This is a genomic window from Oceanococcus atlanticus (genome assembly GCF_002088235.1).
Taxonomy (GTDB): Bacteria; Pseudomonadota; Gammaproteobacteria; order Nevskiales; family Oceanococcaceae; genus Oceanococcus; species Oceanococcus atlanticus.
The window spans coordinates 593154-613593 of sequence record NZ_AQQV01000002.1 but is presented as its reverse complement, the minus strand read 5'-3'; the positions used below and the strand labels follow the sequence as shown (position 1 = coordinate 613593).

20 protein-coding genes are annotated in these 20440 nt (G+C 59.9%); 16 read left to right on the top strand and 4 right to left on the bottom strand.

Annotation, left to right across the window (positions count from 1 at the left end; all coding sequences use genetic code 11):
* Positions 1 to 28: 28 nt before the first annotated feature.
* From ATO7_RS09955 to ATO7_RS09910, 10 genes are all read left to right on the top strand, one after another.
* Positions 29 to 706, top strand: coding sequence for a response regulator transcription factor (locus ATO7_RS09955; RefSeq protein WP_083561580.1), 678 nt, complete (start codon positions 29 to 31; stop codon positions 704 to 706).
* Positions 703 to 1974 carry a sensor histidine kinase gene (locus ATO7_RS09950; RefSeq protein WP_083561579.1) on the top strand — a complete coding sequence of 424 codons (1272 nt, stop codon included), beginning with the start codon at positions 703 to 705 and terminating at the stop codon, positions 1972 to 1974. Before ATO7_RS09955 ends, ATO7_RS09950 begins: the two co-directional genes overlap by 4 nt.
* A gap of 151 nt (positions 1975 to 2125) precedes the next feature.
* Complete coding sequence (locus ATO7_RS09945) at positions 2126 to 2506, top strand: TlpA family protein disulfide reductase (protein WP_206044876.1); 381 nt, start codon at positions 2126 to 2128, stop codon at positions 2504 to 2506.
* The gene (locus tag ATO7_RS09940) at positions 2503 to 2727 is read left to right on the top strand and encodes a DUF4266 domain-containing protein (protein ID WP_083561578.1); all 225 of its coding nucleotides are present in this window, start codon (positions 2503 to 2505) and stop codon (positions 2725 to 2727) included. Before ATO7_RS09945 ends, ATO7_RS09940 begins: the two co-directional genes overlap by 4 nt.
* The gene (locus ATO7_RS09935; RefSeq protein ID WP_146680272.1) at positions 2718 to 4091 is read left to right on the top strand and encodes a DUF3570 domain-containing protein; all 1374 of its coding nucleotides are present in this window, start codon (positions 2718 to 2720) and stop codon (positions 4089 to 4091) included. The genes ATO7_RS09940 and ATO7_RS09935 overlap by 10 nt, the downstream gene beginning before the upstream one ends.
* 73 nt (positions 4092 to 4164) lie before the next feature.
* Positions 4165 to 4992: an FAD:protein FMN transferase gene (locus ATO7_RS09930; RefSeq protein ID WP_206044875.1), complete on the top strand. Its 828-nt coding sequence runs from the start codon at positions 4165 to 4167 to the stop codon at positions 4990 to 4992.
* A 1-nt stretch (position 4993) separates the two neighbouring features.
* Complete coding sequence (locus ATO7_RS09925; protein ID WP_083561576.1) at positions 4994 to 5638, top strand: cytochrome b/b6 domain-containing protein; 645 nt, start codon at positions 4994 to 4996, stop codon at positions 5636 to 5638.
* A gap of 159 nt (positions 5639 to 5797) precedes the next feature.
* Complete coding sequence (locus ATO7_RS09920; protein ID WP_083561575.1) at positions 5798 to 6934, top strand: DcaP family trimeric outer membrane transporter; 1137 nt, start codon at positions 5798 to 5800, stop codon at positions 6932 to 6934.
* A gap of 114 nt (positions 6935 to 7048) precedes the next feature.
* A complete protein-coding gene (locus ATO7_RS09915) occupies positions 7049 to 7309 on the top strand; it encodes a DUF4212 domain-containing protein (RefSeq protein WP_083561574.1) in 261 nt (86 codons plus the stop codon).
* A gap of 9 nt (positions 7310 to 7318) precedes the next feature.
* Positions 7319 to 9100, top strand: a complete 1782-nt coding sequence (locus tag ATO7_RS09910) for a sodium:solute symporter family protein (protein ID WP_083561820.1) — start codon at positions 7319 to 7321, stop codon at positions 9098 to 9100.
* Between the two features lie 66 nt (positions 9101 to 9166).
* Here the strand turns inward: ATO7_RS09910 and ATO7_RS09905 are convergent, their stop codons facing one another.
* From ATO7_RS09905 to ATO7_RS09895, 3 genes are all read right to left on the bottom strand, one after another.
* Positions 9167 to 9685, bottom strand: coding sequence for a CC0125/CC1285 family lipoprotein (locus ATO7_RS09905; protein ID WP_146680271.1), 519 nt, complete (start codon positions 9683 to 9685; stop codon positions 9167 to 9169).
* Between the two features lie 67 nt (positions 9686 to 9752).
* Entirely contained in the window at positions 9753 to 11414 is a 1662-nt protein-coding gene (locus ATO7_RS09900; protein ID WP_083561572.1) for an alkaline phosphatase D family protein, read from the bottom strand.
* A 70-nt stretch (positions 11415 to 11484) separates the two neighbouring features.
* The gene (locus tag ATO7_RS09895) at positions 11485 to 12138 is read right to left on the bottom strand and encodes a 3'-5' exonuclease (RefSeq protein ID WP_083561571.1); all 654 of its coding nucleotides are present in this window, start codon (positions 12136 to 12138) and stop codon (positions 11485 to 11487) included.
* 100 nt (positions 12139 to 12238) lie between these two features.
* Here ATO7_RS09895 and ATO7_RS09890 point away from each other — a divergent pair, with 100 nt between their 5' ends.
* From ATO7_RS09890 to ATO7_RS09865, 6 genes are all read left to right on the top strand, one after another.
* Positions 12239 to 12754, top strand: a complete 516-nt coding sequence (locus ATO7_RS09890; protein ID WP_083561570.1) for an RNA polymerase sigma factor — start codon at positions 12239 to 12241, stop codon at positions 12752 to 12754.
* A 66-nt stretch (positions 12755 to 12820) separates the two neighbouring features.
* Complete coding sequence (locus tag ATO7_RS09885; protein WP_158523148.1) at positions 12821 to 13765, top strand: FecR family protein; 945 nt, start codon at positions 12821 to 12823, stop codon at positions 13763 to 13765.
* A gap of 190 nt (positions 13766 to 13955) precedes the next feature.
* Positions 13956 to 16202, top strand: coding sequence for a TonB-dependent receptor domain-containing protein (locus ATO7_RS09880; protein WP_158523147.1), 2247 nt, complete (start codon positions 13956 to 13958; stop codon positions 16200 to 16202).
* A gap of 10 nt (positions 16203 to 16212) precedes the next feature.
* Positions 16213 to 16557 carry a hypothetical protein gene (locus tag ATO7_RS09875; RefSeq protein ID WP_206044874.1) on the top strand — a complete coding sequence of 115 codons (345 nt, stop codon included), beginning with the start codon at positions 16213 to 16215 and terminating at the stop codon, positions 16555 to 16557.
* Positions 16554 to 18173: a PepSY-associated TM helix domain-containing protein gene (locus ATO7_RS09870; protein WP_083561567.1), complete on the top strand. Its 1620-nt coding sequence runs from the start codon at positions 16554 to 16556 to the stop codon at positions 18171 to 18173. The genes ATO7_RS09875 and ATO7_RS09870 overlap by 4 nt, the downstream gene beginning before the upstream one ends.
* 32 nt (positions 18174 to 18205) lie before the next feature.
* A complete protein-coding gene (locus ATO7_RS09865; protein WP_158523146.1) occupies positions 18206 to 18529 on the top strand; it encodes a DUF3325 domain-containing protein in 324 nt (107 codons plus the stop codon).
* On the opposite strand, the gene ATO7_RS09860 is transcribed toward ATO7_RS09865, so the two are convergent.
* Entirely contained in the window at positions 18517 to 20427 is a 1911-nt protein-coding gene (locus ATO7_RS09860) for a DUF294 nucleotidyltransferase-like domain-containing protein (protein ID WP_083561565.1), read from the bottom strand. The genes ATO7_RS09865 and ATO7_RS09860 overlap by 13 nt on opposite strands.
* Between the last annotated feature and the right edge of the window lie 13 nt (positions 20428 to 20440).

The following is a 20440-nucleotide window of genomic DNA, read 5'->3' as shown; positions in this document are numbered from 1 at the left end:
TAAACTTGGGCTGTGTGAGCATGCCAGAATGCGACTACTGATCGTGGAAGATAGCGCCGATATCGCGGCTAATCTGGGGGCCTTTTTCGAGGGGCGTGGGCATGCCGTGGATTTCGCGGAGGATGGCTTGGCGGGCTTACAGCTGGCCACCACGCTGGAATTTGATGTCATCTTGCTCGACATCATGCTGCCCGGTTTGGATGGCCTGGAATTCGCCCGTCAATTGCGCGAAGTCGAGGCTGTGGGTACGCCGATACTGATGCTCACCGCACGCGACACGCTGGATGACCGCCTGGCTGGTTTTCGAGCTGGAGGGGACGACTATCTGGTCAAGCCGTTTTCACTGTTAGAGGTTGAAGCACGGGTGCACTCGCTGTTCAAGCGGGCGCGCGGTGGTCCGCAAGGTGTGCTGCAGGTGGCTGATCTTAGATTCGACACGCGTACCCTTGAGTTGGAGCGTGGTGGACGCGGCATACAACTCAAGCCCATGGCGCGGCGCCTGCTCGAGATTTTGCTGCGGGCGCATGGACGCGCGATGAGCCGCGAGGCCCTGGAACACGCCATGTGGGGTGAGGATGTGCCTGAGGTTGATGCCTTGCGCGTTCATGTCCACGCTTTGCGTCACGCCATCGATGGCCCCGGCGAGAAGGCCCTTCTGCATACCATCCGTGGCGTTGGCTATCGCCTGGCTGACCTCGACACATGATCGCGCTGTGGCGCAATCTGCGCCTTGGTCGGCAGATTCAACTGACCTTGCTGGCCCTGTTGTCGCTGGCCCTGCTGATTTACGCGACGCTCATTATTGTGGCCAGCGAACGCCTCGAACATCATCTGCTCGACAGCTTGGTCAGCAATGAGGCCGAGCTCATCCGCAACCGCCTGCTGGACGATCCCGGTGCTCAATTGCCGGAGCAGATGCTCACGCTCGCATGGTTTGCGGCGGGGCAGCGCGATGATGCCCCGCCAGCGCTCAGTGGCCTGCCCTTCGGGATATCGCATGGTGTCGAGATGGATGGCCGGCGCCTGCATGTGCTGCGGGAAGATTTGTCCCAGGGCGTGCTGACCGTGGCGGTCGATATCAGCGCCATCGAGGCCCGCGAATCGACCTTGCAGCTTGTGGTGGTCAGCGGCGGTTTTGGGCTGCTGGTCTTGCTCGCGTTGGCGGGGCGCATGCTGATCCGTCGATTGGCGATGCCCCTGCAATCCATGGCGCATGAATTGGATGCCCTGGAACCGGGGCAGGCTGCACCAGCATTTCTCGGCCGCTACAACGGTGTCGAGGCCGCCAGTATCGCCCGCGCCCTGGATGCCTACATCGAACGTCTGACCACCCTGATTGCGCGTGAACGCAGTTTTTCGGCCGCCGCCAGCCATGAGCTGCGCACGCCGCTCACCGTCGTGCGCAATGCGCTCGAACTGGTCGCCATGGATGACATTCCCAATCCAGCCTCGCGTCAGGCATTGCAGCGGGCGCTCAGGCAGGCCGGGCGTTTGAGCGAGATTCTCGATGGCTTGATGCTGCTCGCCAGGGATCAGGACGCCGTGGAATTGGACGACTGTGATGCCGCGGTTCTGTTGCGCGAGTGTGTGGATGATCTACGCGATGCGCAGCAAAAAGAGGTCCCGATTGAGCTGGACGCCCCGTCCAGCCTGCGGTTGAACGTTCTTCCTGCACATTGGACGGTGCTGGTCGTGAACCTCATCCGTAACGCCTGTGAGCACGGTGATGGTCAGGCGGTTGCTGTGAGTCTCAGCACACGTGGCCTGCAGGTGCGTGATCAGGGGCCGGGTATTGATCCGGCCGTTTTGCAGCGTGCTTTCGAATGGTCGGTGCGCGGCAGTCACAGCAAAGGCGCTGGGCTGGGCTTGTACATTGCTGCGGAAATTTGCCGCCGGCAGAACTGGGAAATTCGCGCTGAACGCCCGCGTGAGGGTGGATTTGCAGTGATCGTGGAGTTCGCTGTCAGTCATTAACGGGGCGTTGAGCTGGGCTTAACCGACTGTTAACCCGTCCCCGCGCATGCTCAAGCCTCATTTGTTGGTGATGCTGACCATGTTGCGAGCTCTGGCGATGATGGCGTTGCTGAATTTTCCCACCGTATATGCCTCGGCGGAGATTCGACCCGTGTCGACTTTTAACCTGGCTGATTATCGGGGCGAGGTGGTGTATCTGGATTTCTGGGCATCCTGGTGTGTGCCTTGCCATGAATCTTTTCCCTGGATGGCCCACATGCAGCAGACGCGTGCCGGTGATGGTTTGCGTGTGATCACGGTCAGCGTGGATACACAGCGCGACGATGCGGAAGATTTCCTGGTCAAACATGCCAGCGCACTGACCGTGTTTCACGATCCCGAAGGCGAAATCGCAACACGCTATGACCTGGCCGGTATGCCCAGCTCATTCGTGATTGGACGCGATGGGCAAGTGCTGTATGCGCATAGCGGCTTTCGTGACCAGGACATCCCCGAACTGGAACATGCCATCGAAGAGGCTTTGCAGCGATGAAAGCCTTGGCCGTCTGCAGCGTCGTGCTGGTTGTGCTCGGCACCCTCAGTGGCTGCGCCAGTCTTGGTGTTCAGCCGTGGCAACGCGACATCCTTGCCCGCGATGAGATGAGTCTGGGCCACGACCCGGTTACCGCCGGACTGGATGACCACATCTACTTTTCCAAGGAAGCCTCTAGCGGTGGGCGTGGCTTTGGTGGAGGAGGTTGCGGATGCAACTGAAACAACGACGTATCGGGGCGCGCCTGCGCCGCGCATCGGAACGCGTGCTGGAGCAACGACGCAGTCTGGATATGGATCCGGCATTGGCCATCGCTGGCGTGATAGCGGCGCCCGCGGCGATGGCCGCTGCGCAACCCGGCGAATGGGAGCTGAACAGTGCCATTTTGTTCTACAGCGAAGCCGATCGTGTGAGCGCGATCGAACCGGTATTTCAGGCCAGTCGCTATTTCAACAATGACCGCATTTTCAGCGCCAAACTGGTGGTGGATGCGCTGACCGGGGCGTCGGCCAACGGCGCTGTGCCGTCACAGGATTTTCAGACCTTTACCCGACCGTCCGGGCGCGGTTCGTTCACCGTTGCACCGGGTGAAGTGCCCTTGGATGACACGTTTCGGGATACCCGCCTGGCCTTGTCCTCCAGCTGGGCGCAGCCTTTGGCTCAGAACCTGCGCGGCAGTTTTGGTTTGAATATCTCCAAGGAATACGACTATTTGTCGCTGGGCGCGAGTAGCGTGCTGGATTGGGATTTCAACAAAAAGAACACCACGCTGACCCTGGGGCTGGGTTATGCCCAGGATCAGGTCTCTCCGGAGGGCGATATTCCCACAGCGCTGGCGCCGCAGAGCTACGCACGCGGCAACAGCGCCGATGAGGCCGAGAGCAACTACGCCTTGCAGGACGGCTCAGACGACGCCGAGAGGGCGATGCGTGACAGCAGCGCGTCCAAGAGCGTCATCGATCTGTTGCTCGGCGTGACTCAGGTGATTGATCGGCGCAGCTTGCTGCAGGTCAATTATTCGCTGAGTTTGTCCGATGGTTACCTCACGGACCCTTTCAAGGTGGTCAGCGTGGTCGATGGCAGCAGCGGCGCGCCGCTGAGCCAGATCTACGAAAACCGTCCGGACTCCCGCGCTAAGCACAGCGTTTTTGTCCGCGGCAAGCGGGCGATTGGCGATGACGACGTGCTCGATCTGTCGTACCGCTATCTGTTCGATGATTGGGGCATGACCTCGCACACCGCCGATATGCGCTATCGCTGGGGCTTGGGCGAGTGGTTCTTGCAGCCACACCTGCGTTACTACATGCAGTCCGCGTCCGATTTCTATCAAGGTTTCCTGATCGATGGTCAGCCGCTGCCCGCAGAGGTCTCCGCCGATTACCGTTTGGGTGATATGCAAGCGTTGACCGCCGGTATTGAAGTCGGGCGGACGGCAGGCCTCTGGGGCAACTGGCGGGTCGCGCTTGAGTACTACCGGCAAACGCCAGATGAACCTGGCGGCAAACCCGGTGCTTTGGCAGGCCTGGAACTGACGCCGGCGGTCGACGCGGTGATGGTTCGCTTTAACTATGATTTCAAGCTCTGAGTCCCCTGTGGTAACCCGGCCTGCGCCGCAGTTACGGCGGTCGGGTTGTTTGTCGGTAGCGCGTTTCGAAGCCATGGCCAGCCCCTGTGAAGTGCTGGTCGATACGCCGGATGCTGATGAGGCCAGGCGGGTGGGTCGCGTGGTCGCCGACGAGGTGGCGCGCATTGAACGCAAGTTCAGCCGCTACCGTGACGACAGTGTGGTGGCCGCCATCCAGGCCGCACGCGGAGCCGCTTTCGAGGTTGATGCGGAAACTGCACGTTTGCTCGACTACGGTCAGGAACTCTATGCCCTGAGCGCGGGTGCCTTCGATTTGACCTGTGGTGTTCTGCGCCGCGTTTGGACCTTCGACGGCTCCGATCGCGTTGCGAGCGAGCAGGAGGTCGATGCGCTCAAGCCTTTCATGGGCTGGAGCAAAGTGAGCTGGGATGGGCGACGCATTCGTCTGCCGCTCGGGATGCAGATCGACTTTGGCGGTATCGGCAAGGAGTACGCGGCGGATCGCGCCTTGATGCGCGCGCGTCGTCACAGTAACAGTCCGATCCTGGTCAATCTCGGTGGTGATCTGTGCTGCAGCAGCCCGCGTCGCGGTGGTGCTGCCTGGCAGATTGGAGTGGATACCGAGGGGCAGGGTGAGGCGGGTTCCATGCTGCTGCTGCAAAGCGGGGCGTTGGCGACCAGTGGTGATGCCAATCGCTATCTGTTGCGCGATGGGGTGCGTTATTCGCACGTCCTCGATGCCCGCACCGGCTGGCCGGTTCAACACGCCGCGCACGCCGTGACGGTGGCTGCGCCGAGCTGCATCGAAGCCGGCAGTCTGGCCACGCTGGCCTTGCTCAACGGCGCGGCGGCCGAACGTTTCCTGGCGCTTGAACGGGTGCCTCACTGGGTTGCACGCTGATATGCGAATGATCAAGGTTTGGGACCGCTTTGTGCGGTTTTTCCACTGGTCGCTGGTGTTGCTGATCGTGACCGCTTATGTGTCTGCCGAACGCAGTGAAACGCTGCATGTGTGGGCCGGGCATGCGGTGCTGATCCTGATCGTGATGCGCGTTGTGTGGGGTTTTATTGGCGCCCCTCACGCACGGTTTTGCAGCTTTGTCACATCGCCGCTTGCCGCGCTGGCCTACCTCAAAGCGTTGCCCGCACGGCGTGCGCCCAGAACATTGGGGCACAACCCCGCCGGTGGCTGGATGGTGCTGGCCCTGCTTGCCGTGATCGCCCTGACCACGCTCACGGGCCTGGCCAACTATGCGGCCGAAGGCAAGGGTGTGTTGGCCGCCGTGATGGCTCCGACTGCGGTCTCGGTCACGGATAGCCGCGCTGGCAGCACACCCGAGCACGATCATCTTCCCGGCGCGCATGAAACTGACCACGATGAGCATGATGATGACGATGACGCGGTGTGGCACGAGCTGCACGAGTTGATGGTCAACCTCATGCTGATGCTGGTCGCGGTGCACATCGCCGGGGTGCTGGCCTCAAGCTGGGACCATCGCGAAAATCTGGTGCGCGCCATGGTGACGGGGACAAAGCGCGAACGCTGATTCGCCGTTGCGCGCACCCAGCGCCGCGCTTCGACCAGGCTTTCAACAGCTACGACTTTGGTCGTAATTACGCCCTCTTTAGACCAAGGGCTAATGGACGTGATCTGACTCCGGGTCGATTCTGGCCTTGCACATATTGGTTGTTGCGAGGAGTGAGACATGAAAATTAAGACGCTGGAACTGTGCGCTGTGGCCATGCTTGGGATATCCGTACCTGCGCTGAGTTCGGCTGCGAGCATTGAGCTTGGCGACACCACCCTGACACTTGGGGGCTATCTCAAGCTGGACGCCATGGTGTCCGACTATGAGGCGAGACCGTCCGCCTCCTTGGAGCCGCTGGGTCGCGACTACTATGTCGGCCCGCGTGGCATACCGCTGGATGACGGCAGCGGCGGCGTGACCCTGACCGATTTTCACGTCAAACAATCCCGGTTGTGGATCAAATCAGCAACCAAACTGAGCAATGGTGAGACGTTGGGCACTCATCTTGAGCTGGATTTTCAGAACAGCGGTCAGGGCAACGAGACGATCAGTCATTCCTATTCACCACGTTTGCGTCAGGCCTTTCTGACTTACGGCAACTGGTTGTTCGGTCAGGCTTGGTCGACCTTCCAGAATGTCGGCGCGCTACCTGAGACGCTGGACTTCATCGGTCCCACGGAAAGTACCGTGTTCATTCGCCAGCCGATGATTCGTTACACCACCGGGCGCTTCCAGCTGGCTGTCGAGAATCCGGAAACCCGCCTGGCAGGCGAGCCGGTGGCCACCACCGATGACAACCGTATTCCTGATTTCGTCGCGCGCTTCAATGTGTCGGAAAGCCTGGTCGTCGCCGCGCTGGCGCGTTCGCTGGAATCGCAGGATGGCCCTGCGGGGGGCGTCGAAGATTCCACCATAGCCGGCGGGCTGAGCGTGTCTGGCAAGGTCAAGCTGGGTCGCGATGACATCAAGTACATGGTTACGGCCGGCACCGGCCTGGGCCGTTACCTCGGTGTGCTGGCCAATCTGGACGCCAACGTTGATGGCAATGGCGAGATTGATCCGATCGACAGCGTGGCGGCGTTTGTGGCCTACCGTCATTTCTGGAACGACAAGGCACGCAGTTCGCTGGTGCTGGGCACCTTCGATGGCGACGGTGATATTGAAACCGCATCCAGCGTCCACCTGAACTACCTTTACTCTCCGGTCAAAGCGTTGACCTATGGGGTTGAGTTCATCCATGCGCTGCGTGAAAACGCCGATGGCTCGGAGGGTTCGATGAACCGTCTGCAGTTCTCCGCCAAGTTGGGCTTTTAATCCATGCAAGGGTGTCACGGCGTGGCTGTGTCATCGACCAAAGTAGGGGTTTTGCGCCTGCTCATCTCACCGTAGATTGGCAGGGCACTACAAGATTCTGACAAGGAGACAATCATGTCTGACCAGGAAAAAGCTTCGGCCTACTGGAAAGCCAACATCAGTCTGCTCACCAAGTTGCTGGTGGTCTGGTTCGTGGCGTCCTATGGCTTCGGCATCATGCTGGTGGATCTGCTCAACCAGATTTCCATTGGTGGCTACAAGCTGGGTTTCTTCTTTGCCCAGCAGGGTTCGATCTATGTGTTCGTCGTGCTGATTTTTATCTACGTGCGACAGATGAACAAGCTGGATCGCAAGTTCGACGTACACGAAGACTAGGTGGTCAACATGGAACTTCAAACCTGGATTTATCTTGCCGTGGGCGGCACTTTCGCCCTGTATATCGGCATTGCGCTGTGGGCCCGTGCCGGCAGCACCAAAGAGTTTTACGTGGCCGGTGGCGGGGTTAACCCCATTGCCAACGGTATGGCCACGGCTGCGGACTGGATGTCTGCCGCTTCGTTCATCTCCATGGCTGGTCTCATTGCGTTTCTTGGCTACAACGCCTCCGCGTATCTGATGGGCTGGACCGGGGGGTATGTTCTGCTGGCCCTGTTACTGGCCCCGTATCTGCGCAAGTTTGGCAAATTCACCGTACCCGAATTCATCGGTGACCGGTTCTATTCGCAGACCGCCCGCATGGTTGCGGTGTTGTGCTTGATTGTGGCTTCTGTGACTTACGTGATCGGTCAGATGAAGGGCGTGGGTGTGGCCTTTGGGCGCTTCCTGGAAGTGGATTTTGAGACCGGTGTGTTGATCGGTATGGGCATCGTCTTCATGTATGCCGTGATCGGTGGCATGAAGGGCATCACCTATACGCAGATTGCACAGTACTGCGTGCTGATCTTTGCTTACACCGTGCCGGCCATGTTCATCTCGCTACAACTCACTGGCAATCCGCTGCCGCAGTTAGGCCTGGGCGGCACGTTGGCCGACGGGTCGGGTATGGCGGTGCTCGACAAGCTGGATCAGGTTGTTACCGATCTTGGTTTCAGTAAGTACACCGAACCCGGTGGCTCTCAGCTCAACGTGTTTCTGCTGACCGCCAGCCTGATGATCGGTACTGCGGGTTTGCCGCACGTGATCATTCGCTTCTTTACCGTGCCCAAAGTTTCTGACGCACGTAAATCGGCAGGCTGGGCCTTGGTCTTCATCGCAATTCTCTACACCACAGCACCGGCTGTAGGTGCGATGGCGCGGATGAACCTGATGGACACGATTCAGGTTGGTGAGATCGGCAGTCCTGAAGGCAACTTGGTCTACGAGGATCGTCCGCAGTGGATGAAGAATTGGGAGACCACCGGTCTGTTGCAGTACGAAGATAAGAACGGCGATGGTCGTATCCAGTACTACAACGACAAGAACCCGGCTTTCGCCGAGCAAGCCGCAGCCTATGGCTGGCAGGGCAACGAGATGGTCAAGGTCGATCGCGACATCATGGTGCTGGCCAATCCAGAGATTGCCCAACTGCCCAATTGGGTGATTGCGCTGGTTGCTGCCGGTGGCCTGGCGGCGGCCTTGTCGACTGCAGCGGGGTTGTTGCTGGCCATTTCGTCGGCCATCTCGCATGACTTGCTCAAGGGCGCATTCATGCCGGACATCTCCGAAAAAGGCGAGTTGATGGCCGGCCGCATCGCGATGGCCGGTGCCATTCTGGTGGCCGGGTATCTGGGGATGAATCCACCCGGATTTGCCGCCCAGGTGGTGGCGCTGGCTTTCGGTTTGGCCGCATCCTCGATCTTCCCGGTGCTGATGATGGGGATCTTCTCCAAGCGCGTGAACAACATTGGCGCGATCAGCGGCATGCTGGCAGGCCTGATTTCGACTCTGGTCTACATCTTCGTCTACAAAGGCTGGTTCTTTGTGGTCGGCACCAACTGGCTGCCCAATGACGCGGAACACTGGTTGTTGGGTATCGCGCCGGAGTCCTTCGGTGCCGTTGGTGCATTGATTAACTTCACCGTGGCGATAGTGGTGTCGCGCGTCACTGCGCAACCGCCCGCGCATATCCAGGAGTTGGTGGAGTCCATTCGAGTCCCCCGCGGGGCCGGCGAAGCACACGCGCATTGAGCTGAGCCCCCACACCAAAAAGCCCCGCCTAGGCGGGGCTTTTTCTGTGTAGCGGCAGGCAAAAATCTAGTCGCGATAAATCTCGATCAGATTGTTGTACAGCTCGCGGGCGTTGTAGACGTTGGTGCTTTGCTCCACTTCGCCTTTGCCCAGCAAAATTTCCACTGCAGTCTGATAGCGATCAGACTGGCGGGTCGTGACCACGCCCACGCCGGTGTAGTCCGGCGTCACCGTGGTGGTGCAGCCGAGCAGGCCGCAGTCACGGTAAACCCGGGTGCCAGTGCTGTAGCTGCCCACCGTTTGCGGCGTTGTGCGTGTTTCTTTGTCCGTGTCCTGACGCAACACCTGGAACCAGTCGTAACCCTTGCTCATCGCAAGCTCGGCCGCGCGCAGCAGAACCATATTCTTGACCGCATCGCTGGGCGTGCTGCTCTTGCCCTGGAAACTGACCCGATAGCGTTCTTCGGCCAGTTTCGTTTCGGAATACCCATAAGCGCCGGTTTTGTCAGCGCTGGTATACACAGGGCCAGCGCTGGCACAGGCGCCAAGGCCCATCGTCAGTAGTGCCAGACAGAGCCATTTCATAGTCAATCTCCTGTTTTACAGTATGAATGCACGTGACTACACGGCTGATGCTGGCCAGAGGTTCCAATCAGCCGCGGCCGCGCGTTATGGCATTCACGCCTGCATCAACGCTGTAGCTCGCCGCCAGCTCTTCGCTGCCGCCGCGTTCGTTGATGGTGCTGACGTACCAGTATTCGCCGGTGGTTTTTTCCTGGGTCACGTCCATCACCAGATAACCGCGACGTGTGCCTTCGATGTACTGCATGTGCGGATTCACAGCGCGAATGGCCATGACCAGCTCAGGCAATTGGGTCAGTCCAGGTACCTGATCGAAGCCGGTTGAGGTGACCGAGGTGGTGACAAATTCCACGCCCAGCGAGCCCGAGCCTGTCAGCGCGTTGTATTCAAGCAGGTTGTCCGGATCGCGTGGCAGATCCATCACCCAACTGGAGTGTATGTCGCCGGTCAGAACCACGGTGTTGTCGATCTCGTAGCGCCGCAGGTGCTCCAGCACAGCCTTGCGTTCGGCCTGATAGCCATCCCACTGATCCGGGTTGACGTACAGATCACGCAAGCCTTCACCCGCCCCCAGGATGGGAATGGGCAGCTCGCCCAGCGCTCCCAGCGGCAAGTCGATATCGGGCAGTGGCGTGGCTTTGAGCGGCCCGAACATGACCTGCTGGCCCAGCACCTTCCAGGTGGCATCGGTGGTACGCATGCCTTCGAACAGCCATTGCTGCTGTTCCGGGCCGATCAGGCGGCGGATTGGGTCGAATACGTCCGGCGAGAAGAATGCGGCTTCATCGTCACGATCGTAGAGCCGCGTATCGAGCATCCACAGATCCAGCAGTGTGCCGAATTGGAAGCGGCGCCAGATGCGGTTGGGATTGCCGGGCTCGGGCAGGCGAATGGGCATCCACTCGTCGTAGGCCTGCTGGGCCCAGGCTTTGCGCACGGCCCACACGCCCTCGTCACCTTCGCTGTGGTTGTCGGCGGAATCGCGGCGTGAGTTGTTGGTCGATTCGTGATCGTCCCAAACCGTAATCCATGGATGTGCTGCATGGGCCGCTGCGAGGTCAGGGTCAGCTTTGTACTGCGCGTGGCGGGTGCGGTAGTCCTCCAGTGTGAGAATTTCGTGGGGTGGCTCATGTGCGCGCTCACCTTCACCGCCGCCGTATTCATACAGGTAGTCGCCAAGATGCAGCACCATGTCCAGATCCTCACGCTCGGCGATAAAGCGGTAGGCGTTGAAGTAGCCGGCCGGGAAGTTGGAGCAGCTGACAACTGCAAAGCGCAGTTGATCGGGGTCCAGTCCGGCCGTTTGGGTGCGGCCGACCGGCGAGATCTGGCCCAGCGCTTCGAAGCGGTAGAAATAGGTTTGCCCGGGATTCAGGCCGCTGAAGTCCACTTTGACGGTCCAGTCGCGCGCCCGCACAGCGGCGTCGGCATAGCTGACCACATTGCGGGTGAATTCGGCGTCCTCAGCCACGCTGACCAACACGGGGATATCGCCGTCGTCCAGTGAAAGCGGCGTCACACGGGTCCACAGGATGACCCGGTCGCTCAGCGGGTCACCCGATGCAACGCCATGCTTGAATGGGCTTTCGGTGGCCAGGCCGTTGGCACTGGCCGTGGTTTGTGCGCGGCCGCCGCAAGCACTGACAAAGGGTGCGGCCAGCGCCGCGGCAGTGCCCTTGACGAGCAGATCACGGCGCGTGAGCGCCGAACGTACGGTTTTCTTCTGAGTCATCGACCCGTTCCCCAATCAACGGCAAAAGCCGCCAGTTTGAACGGGCTGTGCGAAAAGCCTGTGACAGGCGTTACTGTGTCCGCATCTGGCGCAGTCGTGCCGAAGACCGGATCGCCTGACGCAACTCGTGCAGCGAATAAATGCCGCGTGCGCGGGTCGCCGGTAGCAGGGTCAGAATCAATTGTGCCGTCAGACTGGCGTCGACCAGAGCGTCGTGGCGTTGCCGCCCGCTGCGCCGGATTCGGGCAAAGGCCAGTGCGCGATCCAGGGTCGGGGGCGCAGGGCCGAGTTCCGGGTGTAACCACAGCACCCATTGAGCAACATCGATAGACGCAGCCCAGCGCCGGCTGATACCGCTGGATTTCAGGCTGCGCTGCATGAAACCGTCGTCAAAGGCGGCGTGGTAGGCGAACCGTGGCGCATCCGCCAGATACTCCAGAAAGCCAGGCCAGACCTCCGCGGGTGGTGCGGCTCGGCCAATTTCATCACGGGCCAGCCGATGGGCGAGCGCGGCTTGAGCCGAGCTTTCGACATGTTGCTGGATGTGCGCCTGAAACTGGTCCGCCAGCGGCAGTGCGCTGTTCTCAATCGCGACCGCTCCTACAGCAATCGGCTTGTCCTTGCGCAGGTTCAGACCAGTGGTTTCAAGGTCGAACACGACCAGCCGGCTTTTGTGCAGCGCTGTCGGAGCCGGGCGTTGTGACCAGCGGAGCCATTTCACCATGTCTGTTTTGGGTTGTTGAAGGAGGTGATTTGGGACAGGTGTACAAGGCCTGATATGATAACGATTATCATTATCGAATAAGTTGCTGAGCACACCATCAATGTCGACCCCCCTGACTTCTGAATGGCGGCCGGACCAGGAGCTGCAAGGGCAATGGCATCAATTGTGGCAACTCCTTTTACGTGAAACGGGTTGTGAGAATACGGCCTCCGAAGCAGTGCAGGAGGCTTACCTGAAATGGTTTTCCAAACCCGACCGTGACCGCGTGGAAAACCCCGGCGGATATTTGTTTCGCGCTGCGCAGAATATCGCTAGAAACGTCGCGAGGCGCAATCGGCACGAGCAGCGTGCGTGTTCTCAAGTGCTGTGGCAATCGTCAGAGCGCGATGATTGCGGCCCGGAGAGGGTGTGCGTGGATCAACAACAGCTGCTGGATGTCCTGCGTGCCATTGCTGATTTGCCGCCACGCTGCCGTGAGGTTTTTGTGCTGTATCGCTTTAAGTCCCTGTCACAAGCACAGATTGCTGAACAGTTAGGGATTTCACGCAATATGGTGGAGCGTCATGTGATGCGCGCGATGCGCAGTTGTCGCGCGGTGATGGATACGGATGCGTAGTTATCTGCCGTTTCGCTGACCTGACATACTGCGTTTTTTAGGTCGATAGAGAGCGTGTTCTGGGCTATGCCGGATCGCAATGAGTCGCTAGACGATCAAGCTTTGCGCCATTTCATGGCGTTGCGCGAGCCCTGCGCAGATAGCAGGGAGCAGCTGCGTCGACGTCATGACTTGCAGCGCTGGCTGGATCAAGGTCCAGACTATCGTCAGGCGTGGTTGCGCTGCGAGCAGCAATGGCAGGCCATAGAGCCACTGAGTCCCCTGTTCCAGGCTCCGAAGCCTCGTTATTCCAAGCCTTGGACGGTCGCCACCGCCGCAATGGTAATGCTCACATTGGGATTGGCCTGGTTGCTGATGCCGGATGACTCAGGTGCCATCGTAAATACACGGCATGTGCAAACAGCAAAAGGATATCCACAGCGTGTAGATTTGGAGGATGGCACTATGCTGATGATCGATGGTGCGAGCCGATTGCAGGTTCGGTATACCTCCCGGAAGAGATCGGTGGCGCTGATTTCCGGAGCGGCATTCTTTGATGTAGCGCACCAGCCACGGCGGCCCTTTGTGGTTGATACCGGGCAAGGTCAGGTCCGTGTTTTGGGTACCGCTTTCGAGGTGGATGCTTGGCCTGGCGGGGCACGTGTTGCCGTTACCCGCGGGCGGGTGGCAGTGCAGTCGGCTGGGCTCAATCAAAGTGTTGAAATTGTCCCCGGAACGGCGGCTAGCCTGGCACGCGGAAAAGCGCCGGACGTTCAGTCTCAGTCGGCGGATGGTGTGGCTGGATGGCGTACCGGTCAGTTGAGTTTTGAGGGTGCGGCTCTGGCTGAGGCGGTTCGCGCGATGGGCCGCCATTATCGGGGGACCATTCAGTTATCGCCGGTTGTGGCGGATCTGAGGCTCACCATGTCGATCAAGCTCGCGGCCGTAGAGCCCGCTTTGATGGCCTTGCCTGAGGTCTTGCCGGTGAGGGTTTACCGCAATCACAACACGATATTCGTCGAGCCCCGATAGCGCGCCGGGCCTGTCGATTTAGCCTGCGGCTCATTTGCAGATAAAAATAATTCGCATTCAACATCAGGCAGGGGCGCTTGCGGGTGTCTTGTGATTGAAAGCCATTTTCAACACAGGACTTGTTTGACCCATGCCCAGTTTCGCATTCAAGCGCGTGCCCCGTCAGTTGGTTGTTGTCTATGTGACCGCTATGAGTTTGTTGCTCGCTTCCGCACCGTTGCGTGCGCAAACCGCAGAACCGGTTTATTCGGTGCAAGCTCAGGCTATGTCCTCCGCGCTGCTCGTCTTGGGGCAGCAGGCCGGTGTGTCGATCCTGGTTGATCAGGCTCTGGTCGACGATCTTCAGGCGCCCGCGGTTGCGGCCGCCACGACCTTGCGCGAGGCGCTGGATCAACTGCTTGCAGATAGCCCATTGCAAGCGCGCATCGATGGTGACGTTGTTGTGGTTACGCCTCGTGCTGTGCGCCAGCAGGAGGAGGCGCCGACCCAACCCAACGCGGCACGTTTGCTGCCACGCATTGTTGTTTCTGCTGCCGGTTTTGAACAAAACATGTTTCATGCCCCGGCCAGCATCTCGGTGATTACCCCTGAAGACCTGGAGAAACGTCCGATTACTGATGTGACCGATGTGATTCGGGAAATCCCCGGTGCCTCGTTGACCAATGGTGAGGGGCGCAACGTCGATATCAGTTTGCGCGGCATGCCGGCCGGATACACCCTGATCCTGATTGATGGCAAGCGCCAGAATCTGACCGGCATCGCGCGCAAGGGCAACAACAACGTCAAGCAGAGTTTTTTGCCGCCGTCTTCGGCGATTGAGCGCATCGAGGTGATCCGGGGGCCGATGTCGACGATCTATGGCTCGGATGCCATGGGTGGCGTGATCAACATCATCACCAAGAAATCAGCTGACGCATGGCAGGGCGAAATCACCACTGATTATCTGGCGCAGGAAGAATCACGGTTCGGTGACGCGCGAGGCAGCAGTTTTTTCCTCAATGGTCCGATTTTGGGCGAAAAGCTGGGTTTGCAGCTTGCCGGCAGACACCAGTTGCGTGAAGAAGATGACGTGCCGCGAGGTGAACCGCGGCGGACCAACAGGAATCTCACCGGGCGTATCTGGATCAATCCAAGCGAGAACCAGAACATCATGATCGAACGCAGCCAGGAGTACTTTGAAATGTACGCCATGGTGGCCGGGCGCAGTCCGGGTACGCTGTGGAACCAGGATACGCGCCGCAACGCTTGGTCGGTCTCACACCAGGGGTACTGGGGCTTTGGCAACACCAGCGTCGCGTTTCAGAAGGAAGATGCCCGAAAGGGCACGATTGAAGCGGATAACTGGACACTCGATGCCAAGGCCGTTTTGCCATGGCAAGGCGTTGGCCAGCACACCACGACCGTTGGTGCTCAGCTCACCAGCAATGAAGTGAACAGCTGGGATATCACAGTTGTGACCGGCGAGGTCATTGATGTGATTGAGCAAAAGAACAAGGCCGTCTTCGTTGAAGACGAGTGGCAATTCAAGTCCAACATGGCACTGACGGCGGGGGTGCGTTTCGACAATCCTGATGATTTCGCCAGCCATGTGAGCCCGCGTGGCTATCTGGTCTGGGATGTCACCGACAAGCTTATCCTGAAGTCGGGGGTGGCGACTGGGTTCATCGCACCACGCGCGGACTATGTTGCCCCGGGCCTGGTCACAGAAAGCGAGGACACCACGTCGGGTGTATACAGCTACACCTACGCCAATCCGGACCTCGAACCTGAAACCAGCATCAACTACGAAGTCAGCGCGATCTGGCAGCAGGACAACGGTGGATACATCTCGTTGACTGTGTTCCAGACGGACTACAAGGACAAGCTGAGCAGCTTCAGCTACGAGGTGGTTGACGAGTTGGCTCCATATGATCAAGTGGGGAATCTGGATCCAAGTGGCTATTGCGCCGATGCAGTAGGCGCGTACGGTTGTTCGTGGAGTGAGCGTGTCAATATTGACGAGGCCGAGTCACGCGGGATCGAGCTGATCTCCGAAACACCGCTGTTTAGTGGTGTCGCGCTCAAGACTTCTTACACGTTCTTGCAATCGGAACAGCAGACTGGACCCAACAAAGGCAGTCCGCTGAGCGGTTCGCCAAAGCACAAAGCGGTCGGTACGTTGGACTGGACTTTGAATGCGAAGCTCAGCACCTGGTTGTCGTATTCCTACCGCAGTCGTTTGCGGGCGAGTAATCGGCCTTCGCCTGGCTGTTTTGATGATGACAGCTGCCCATCGCTGTCGATGGTTGATCTGGGCGGCACGGTCAAGGTCAACGATGATCTGCGTTTCAACTTAGGCGTCTACAACCTGCTCAACCGCAAATGGTGGGATTACGACTTACGCGGCAGTGTTGAGGACGGCCGTCGCTACTACATGCGCGCAACCTATCAGTTCTGAGGGTGTGGGCATGGCTGAGCACAGCAAGCGTGGTCCTGCCCGAGCGACACTGGGCGGGGTGAAAATGCGTCTTGCTGCGCTTGATTGGTCGCTGCTGCAGCGCATCCTGCTGGCGAGCATGGGTGGCTATGTGTTGTGCGCTCTGGCTACCGCGCTGCTGGCTACGAGCTTGCCCATGACACGCGTCAATGCGGTGCTATCGGCCACCATGTTGTCGTTTCTTGTGTTCACCGGTGTGGTGATGTGGGCGTTCTACACACCACATTTGCGGCGGCTTTGGATCAGCCTGGGTGGCGCGTGCGGTGTTCTGGGTGCGCTGCTTTGGCTGCACGCCTCATTCGGAGGGGGCGCATGAGTTCGGTCGATGAACGGGGTTTTCGTGGCGGCTTTCGGCAGTCCATGGCCTGGCTGCATACCTGGACTGGCCTGCTCGTGGGCTGGCTGTTGTTCGCGATTTTTCTGACCGGCACGCTCAGCTTTTACCGTGATGAGATCAGCGTCTGGATGCAGCCCGAACTGCATGCCTCGCGCGCGGATGCTCACACGCCGCAGCGGGCGCTTGACCAGCTTGCGATTCTTGCGCCTGCGGCCAGCAGCTGGTCTGTAGACCTGCCCGGCGAACGCAATCCTGGCGTACGCCTGAGCTGGCGTGATCCGGATGCGTCCTCCGGACGGCGGGGTACTTCGCGTGCATGGATGGATGCGGGCAGCGGAGCGCTGTTGTCTGTGCGCGAGACGCGAGGTGGCGATTTTCTGTATCGCTTCCATTTCGAGCTTTACGCGCTTGAGCGTGGTGTGGCGCGCTGGATTGTGGGTTTCGCCACTATGTTCATGTTGATCGCCATCGTCACCGGGGTGGTCACACACAAGAAAATCTTTAAGGATTTCTTCACCTTTCGTCCTGGCAAAGGGCAGCGCTCCTGGCTCGATGCACACAACGCAACGGCGGTGCTGGCTTTGCCGTTTCACTTCATGATCACCTACAGCGGCTTGCTTTTGCTGATGTACCAGCTGATGCCCTGGGGTATTCAAGCGGTCTACCCACAGGAAGGTGTGCGTGGCTATGTCAGTGAGTTGCGCGGTTCGCGAGGGGCAGGCCAGCCAGAAATCGCCATTGATGAGGGCGCAGACGGCAGTTATGCCCTGGCGCCGGTGACCCCCATGCTGGCCTATGCAGCAAACCTGTGGCCGGGTGTCCCGGTTTCGCGCATCAGCGTGGAGCGGCCGCATGGTCCGGCGCCAGTGGTCGAGCTGCGAGCCGCCTGGGGGCACAGTATCTTTAATCGCGGTGCGACAGAGTCCCTGCGCTTCTCCGGGCGTGACGGGCAACTGCTCAGCCACGAGGAGCCTGAAAATACCGATGTGGTACGTGGCTTGTACAACAGCTTCACGGCTTTGCACCTGTTGCGTTTCGCTGGACCGTGGCTGCGCGGGCTGTTCTTTGTTGCCGGTTTGATGGGTACGATCATGGTCGCATCCGGGCTGTTGCTGTGGGTCTCCAAGCGTGAGCCACAACGTAAGAAGCTGGGATCTACGCCACGCGGTCATCGGTTGGTCGAGGTGCTCAATGTGGCCGCCGTCAGCGGTATGGTGATGGCCATCGCAGGCTACTTCTGGGCGAACCGCATGCTCGGTGTCGAACTCACGGCGCGCTCGCTGTGGGAGATCCGACTGTTCTTTATTGTCTGGTTGCTGGCGCTGTTGCATGCAGCGCTGCGCTCCTACCGCAGAGCTTGGCTTGAGCAGTGGACCATTTGTGCTGTGATGTATGCGGCGCTGCCGCTCAGCTATTTGCCGTACTGGTTCGCCAATGGGCTGCCAGCCTGGCCGGTGGTGGCGGTGGCCATGGTGTTGCTATGCAGCGCTATGGTGTCCGCTTTGGTGGCGCGCAAGTTGAGCAGGCCTGCGCTTGCGTCACACCGACGGTCGAAGCGTGTCACCAGGGCGAGGGCGCTGGAGCAGCAGGCATGATGCCTGGGGCTTTGGCAGCCGCGATGGTGTTGATGCTTAATTATGCTGCGCTGGTGATGCTCGCGCTGGCCATGAATCGGCATCATCAACAGGTCTTTGAATACAAGCCCAGCCCGTATCGGGTGCGCGCCTTGCGCGGTGTGGCAGCACTGCTTCTTGGGCTGTCAGCCACGCTAGGGGCGACTGTCTGGGGATTCTCAGTCGGTGTTTTCGGCGTCTGGGGTGGTTGCTTGTCGATGGCTGCCTGCGCAGTCGTTTTCAGCTTGCCTTATGTGCCACAACTGGTGGTGCGAATCACGCTGGCAGCGCCGCTGGTCTTGGTGTTGTGGTTTTGGCTGGGCCGTCACGCCGGGTAGTCCAGGTCCAGACGGCGTTGTAGCCGCCCGACCTGGCGCAGGGCTTCGCGCAATATGCGTTTGTCCAGCGGGTTGAGGGTTGTCAGATCCAGGTCGTTGTCCATGGTTTCGCCCGCTTCAGCTTGCTGCTGATTGAGCTTCATGCGTTGCAACTGCACAAAGCTGAAAGCCTCAACCCAGGCGCGCGCATCATTCGCATTGATGGCGTGCGCGGTGGCCAGGGCGTGAAATCGATCCTCGGTGTTGATGGCATCGACTTGGTGGGCGACGGCAAGGGTTCTGGCTGCGGCGATGATCGGTTGCAGGGCGCCCTTTTTCAGGTTCACGACACGTTGATCTTCAACTTTATGGGTGCGCACGCGGCCCATGAAGTTGAGGGCTGGGCGCCATTCCAGCGCATGCCGGGCCAGCGCACGAACAAAGCGGCTGTTGCCGGCGGCTTGCGCCCGCACCTCCAGCATCAGCTCATGCCAGGGCTCGCGCGGGCCATGAGCGGGGCGAGCATCAAGCAGGATGGTCGCGTCCAACAGGTGTTGCGGCGTCGGCGACTGGATCATGCGTGCAAAACGTGCGCGCCACTCTTCCAGGCTCAGGCACAGATTGGGGTTGCTGGCCATGGTGTTGCCGCGGCACAGGGGGAAGCCAATGTCGTCCAGTGCCTGGTTGATCTGGCCGGCGATTTTCAACGCCTGGGTGCGGCCAGCGTCAGTCAGGTCGTCAAGTAGGACCAGCCCATTGTCCTGGTCGGTGGCCAGCGTTTGCTCACCGCGCCCTTCGCTGCCGAAGGTCAGCCAGATAACGTCGCAGGGCCAGGGCTGCTGGGCCGTGATCAGTGCAATCACGCGTGACAGTGCGGCGTCGTTAAGCCGGGTGATGATGCCGGTCAGTTGGCGTGCCGAGGCGCCGTGCGCCAGCATCTGGCGCGACAGGGCATGGACTTCGCGCAGGATCTGGCGCATCTCGTCGGTGTTGTTTGCACGTGACAAGGCCCGCGACAAGTGGACCAGACCGCCACGTTGCAAGGTGAACAGGTCGCGCTCGGACACGATGCCCCACAGGCGGCCGTGAGCCACAACGGGCAAATGGCGCACGCGGCGTTCGGCCATCATGGCGGCAGCTTCGTACACAGGTGCATCGGCTTCAATGACTTGCGGTTGTGCGGTCATGACCGCGCCGACCGGCCCGTGGATGGCGTCTGCACCCCGCGCGACCAGATCGCGCAGATCATGCAGCGTGAAGATACCCAGAACCTGGCGTTGGCCATTGCTGATAATGATGCTGCCGACGCCGGCTTCATGCATTTGCGCCACGGCGCGGGTGACCGGCGTATCGGCTGAGCATTCCAGGGCAGGGTGGCTGGCCAGTGCGCGTAGCGGTGTGTCGAGAGAGGCTTCAGCCTGCAGGTCCAGCATGGCCTGACGGCTGGCCTGAGCCCGCGACAGATCGATCAGTTCACTGGCACGGCGCTCGCAATAGCGCTTGAGCGGTTCCTGTTCACGGGCCGCGGCCAGAAAATCCGGGCTGGGAATTTCAATCAGAAACGAGTCACGCTGCGCGGTGTAGTTAGAGCGACTTGCACGCCCTTCATACGCGGCCACATTAAGCAGCATTTCGCCCGGGCCAACACTGAAGTCGCCGCCGGCACCGGTGAGGCCGCCGATCAGCCCCTGATAGACCACCGCAATGAAGGCCGGCGGTGCATCGGTCTGCGGATCAATTTTCTCGCCTTCAGGGTAGTAACGCAGGCGGGCGTGGGCGAGCAGCGTGGCCAGATCGTCCTCGGGCATGGCCGAGAAGGGCGGGTGTGCGCTCAGGAATGCGATGGTGTCGGCGAGGCCCTGCAGCGCGCTGGGCTGGTCGCTGATTGGGGTGCTGTCGAGCGTGCTGTCCTTGTCCACTCACTTACCTGTT

Bases quoted from the DNA above. Each gene is read 5' to 3' on its own strand.
- ATO7_RS09955 (WP_083561580.1), top strand. From the start codon at position 29: ATGCGACTACTGATCGTGGAAGATAGCGCCGATATCGCGGCTAATCTG.
- ATO7_RS09950 (WP_083561579.1), top strand. From the start codon at position 703: ATGATCGCGCTGTGGCGCAATCTGCGCCTTGGTCGGCAGATTCAACTG.
- ATO7_RS09940 (WP_083561578.1), top strand. From the start codon at position 2,503: ATGAAAGCCTTGGCCGTCTGCAGCGTCGTGCTGGTTGTGCTCGGCACC.
- ATO7_RS09935 (WP_146680272.1), top strand. From the start codon at position 2,718: ATGCAACTGAAACAACGACGTATCGGGGCGCGCCTGCGCCGCGCATCG.
- ATO7_RS09930 (WP_206044875.1), top strand. From the start codon at position 4,165: ATGGCCAGCCCCTGTGAAGTGCTGGTCGATACGCCGGATGCTGATGAG.
- ATO7_RS09925 (WP_083561576.1), top strand. From the start codon at position 4,994: ATGCGAATGATCAAGGTTTGGGACCGCTTTGTGCGGTTTTTCCACTGG.
- ATO7_RS09920 (WP_083561575.1), top strand. From the start codon at position 5,798: ATGAAAATTAAGACGCTGGAACTGTGCGCTGTGGCCATGCTTGGGATA.
- ATO7_RS09915 (WP_083561574.1), top strand. From the start codon at position 7,049: ATGTCTGACCAGGAAAAAGCTTCGGCCTACTGGAAAGCCAACATCAGT.
- ATO7_RS09910 (WP_083561820.1), top strand. From the start codon at position 7,319: ATGGAACTTCAAACCTGGATTTATCTTGCCGTGGGCGGCACTTTCGCC.
- ATO7_RS09905 (WP_146680271.1), bottom strand. From the start codon at position 9,685: ATGAAATGGCTCTGTCTGGCACTACTGACGATGGGCCTTGGCGCCTGT.
- ATO7_RS09900 (WP_083561572.1), bottom strand. From the start codon at position 11,414: ATGACTCAGAAGAAAACCGTACGTTCGGCGCTCACGCGCCGTGATCTG.
- ATO7_RS09895 (WP_083561571.1), bottom strand. From the start codon at position 12,138: ATGGTGAAATGGCTCCGCTGGTCACAACGCCCGGCTCCGACAGCGCTG.
- ATO7_RS09890 (WP_083561570.1), top strand. From the start codon at position 12,239: ATGTCGACCCCCCTGACTTCTGAATGGCGGCCGGACCAGGAGCTGCAA.
- ATO7_RS09885 (WP_158523148.1), top strand. From the start codon at position 12,821: ATGCCGGATCGCAATGAGTCGCTAGACGATCAAGCTTTGCGCCATTTC.
- ATO7_RS09880 (WP_158523147.1), top strand. From the start codon at position 13,956: ATGAGTTTGTTGCTCGCTTCCGCACCGTTGCGTGCGCAAACCGCAGAA.
- ATO7_RS09875 (WP_206044874.1), top strand. From the start codon at position 16,213: ATGGCTGAGCACAGCAAGCGTGGTCCTGCCCGAGCGACACTGGGCGGG.
- ATO7_RS09870 (WP_083561567.1), top strand. From the start codon at position 16,554: ATGAGTTCGGTCGATGAACGGGGTTTTCGTGGCGGCTTTCGGCAGTCC.
- ATO7_RS09865 (WP_158523146.1), top strand. From the start codon at position 18,206: ATGCTTAATTATGCTGCGCTGGTGATGCTCGCGCTGGCCATGAATCGG.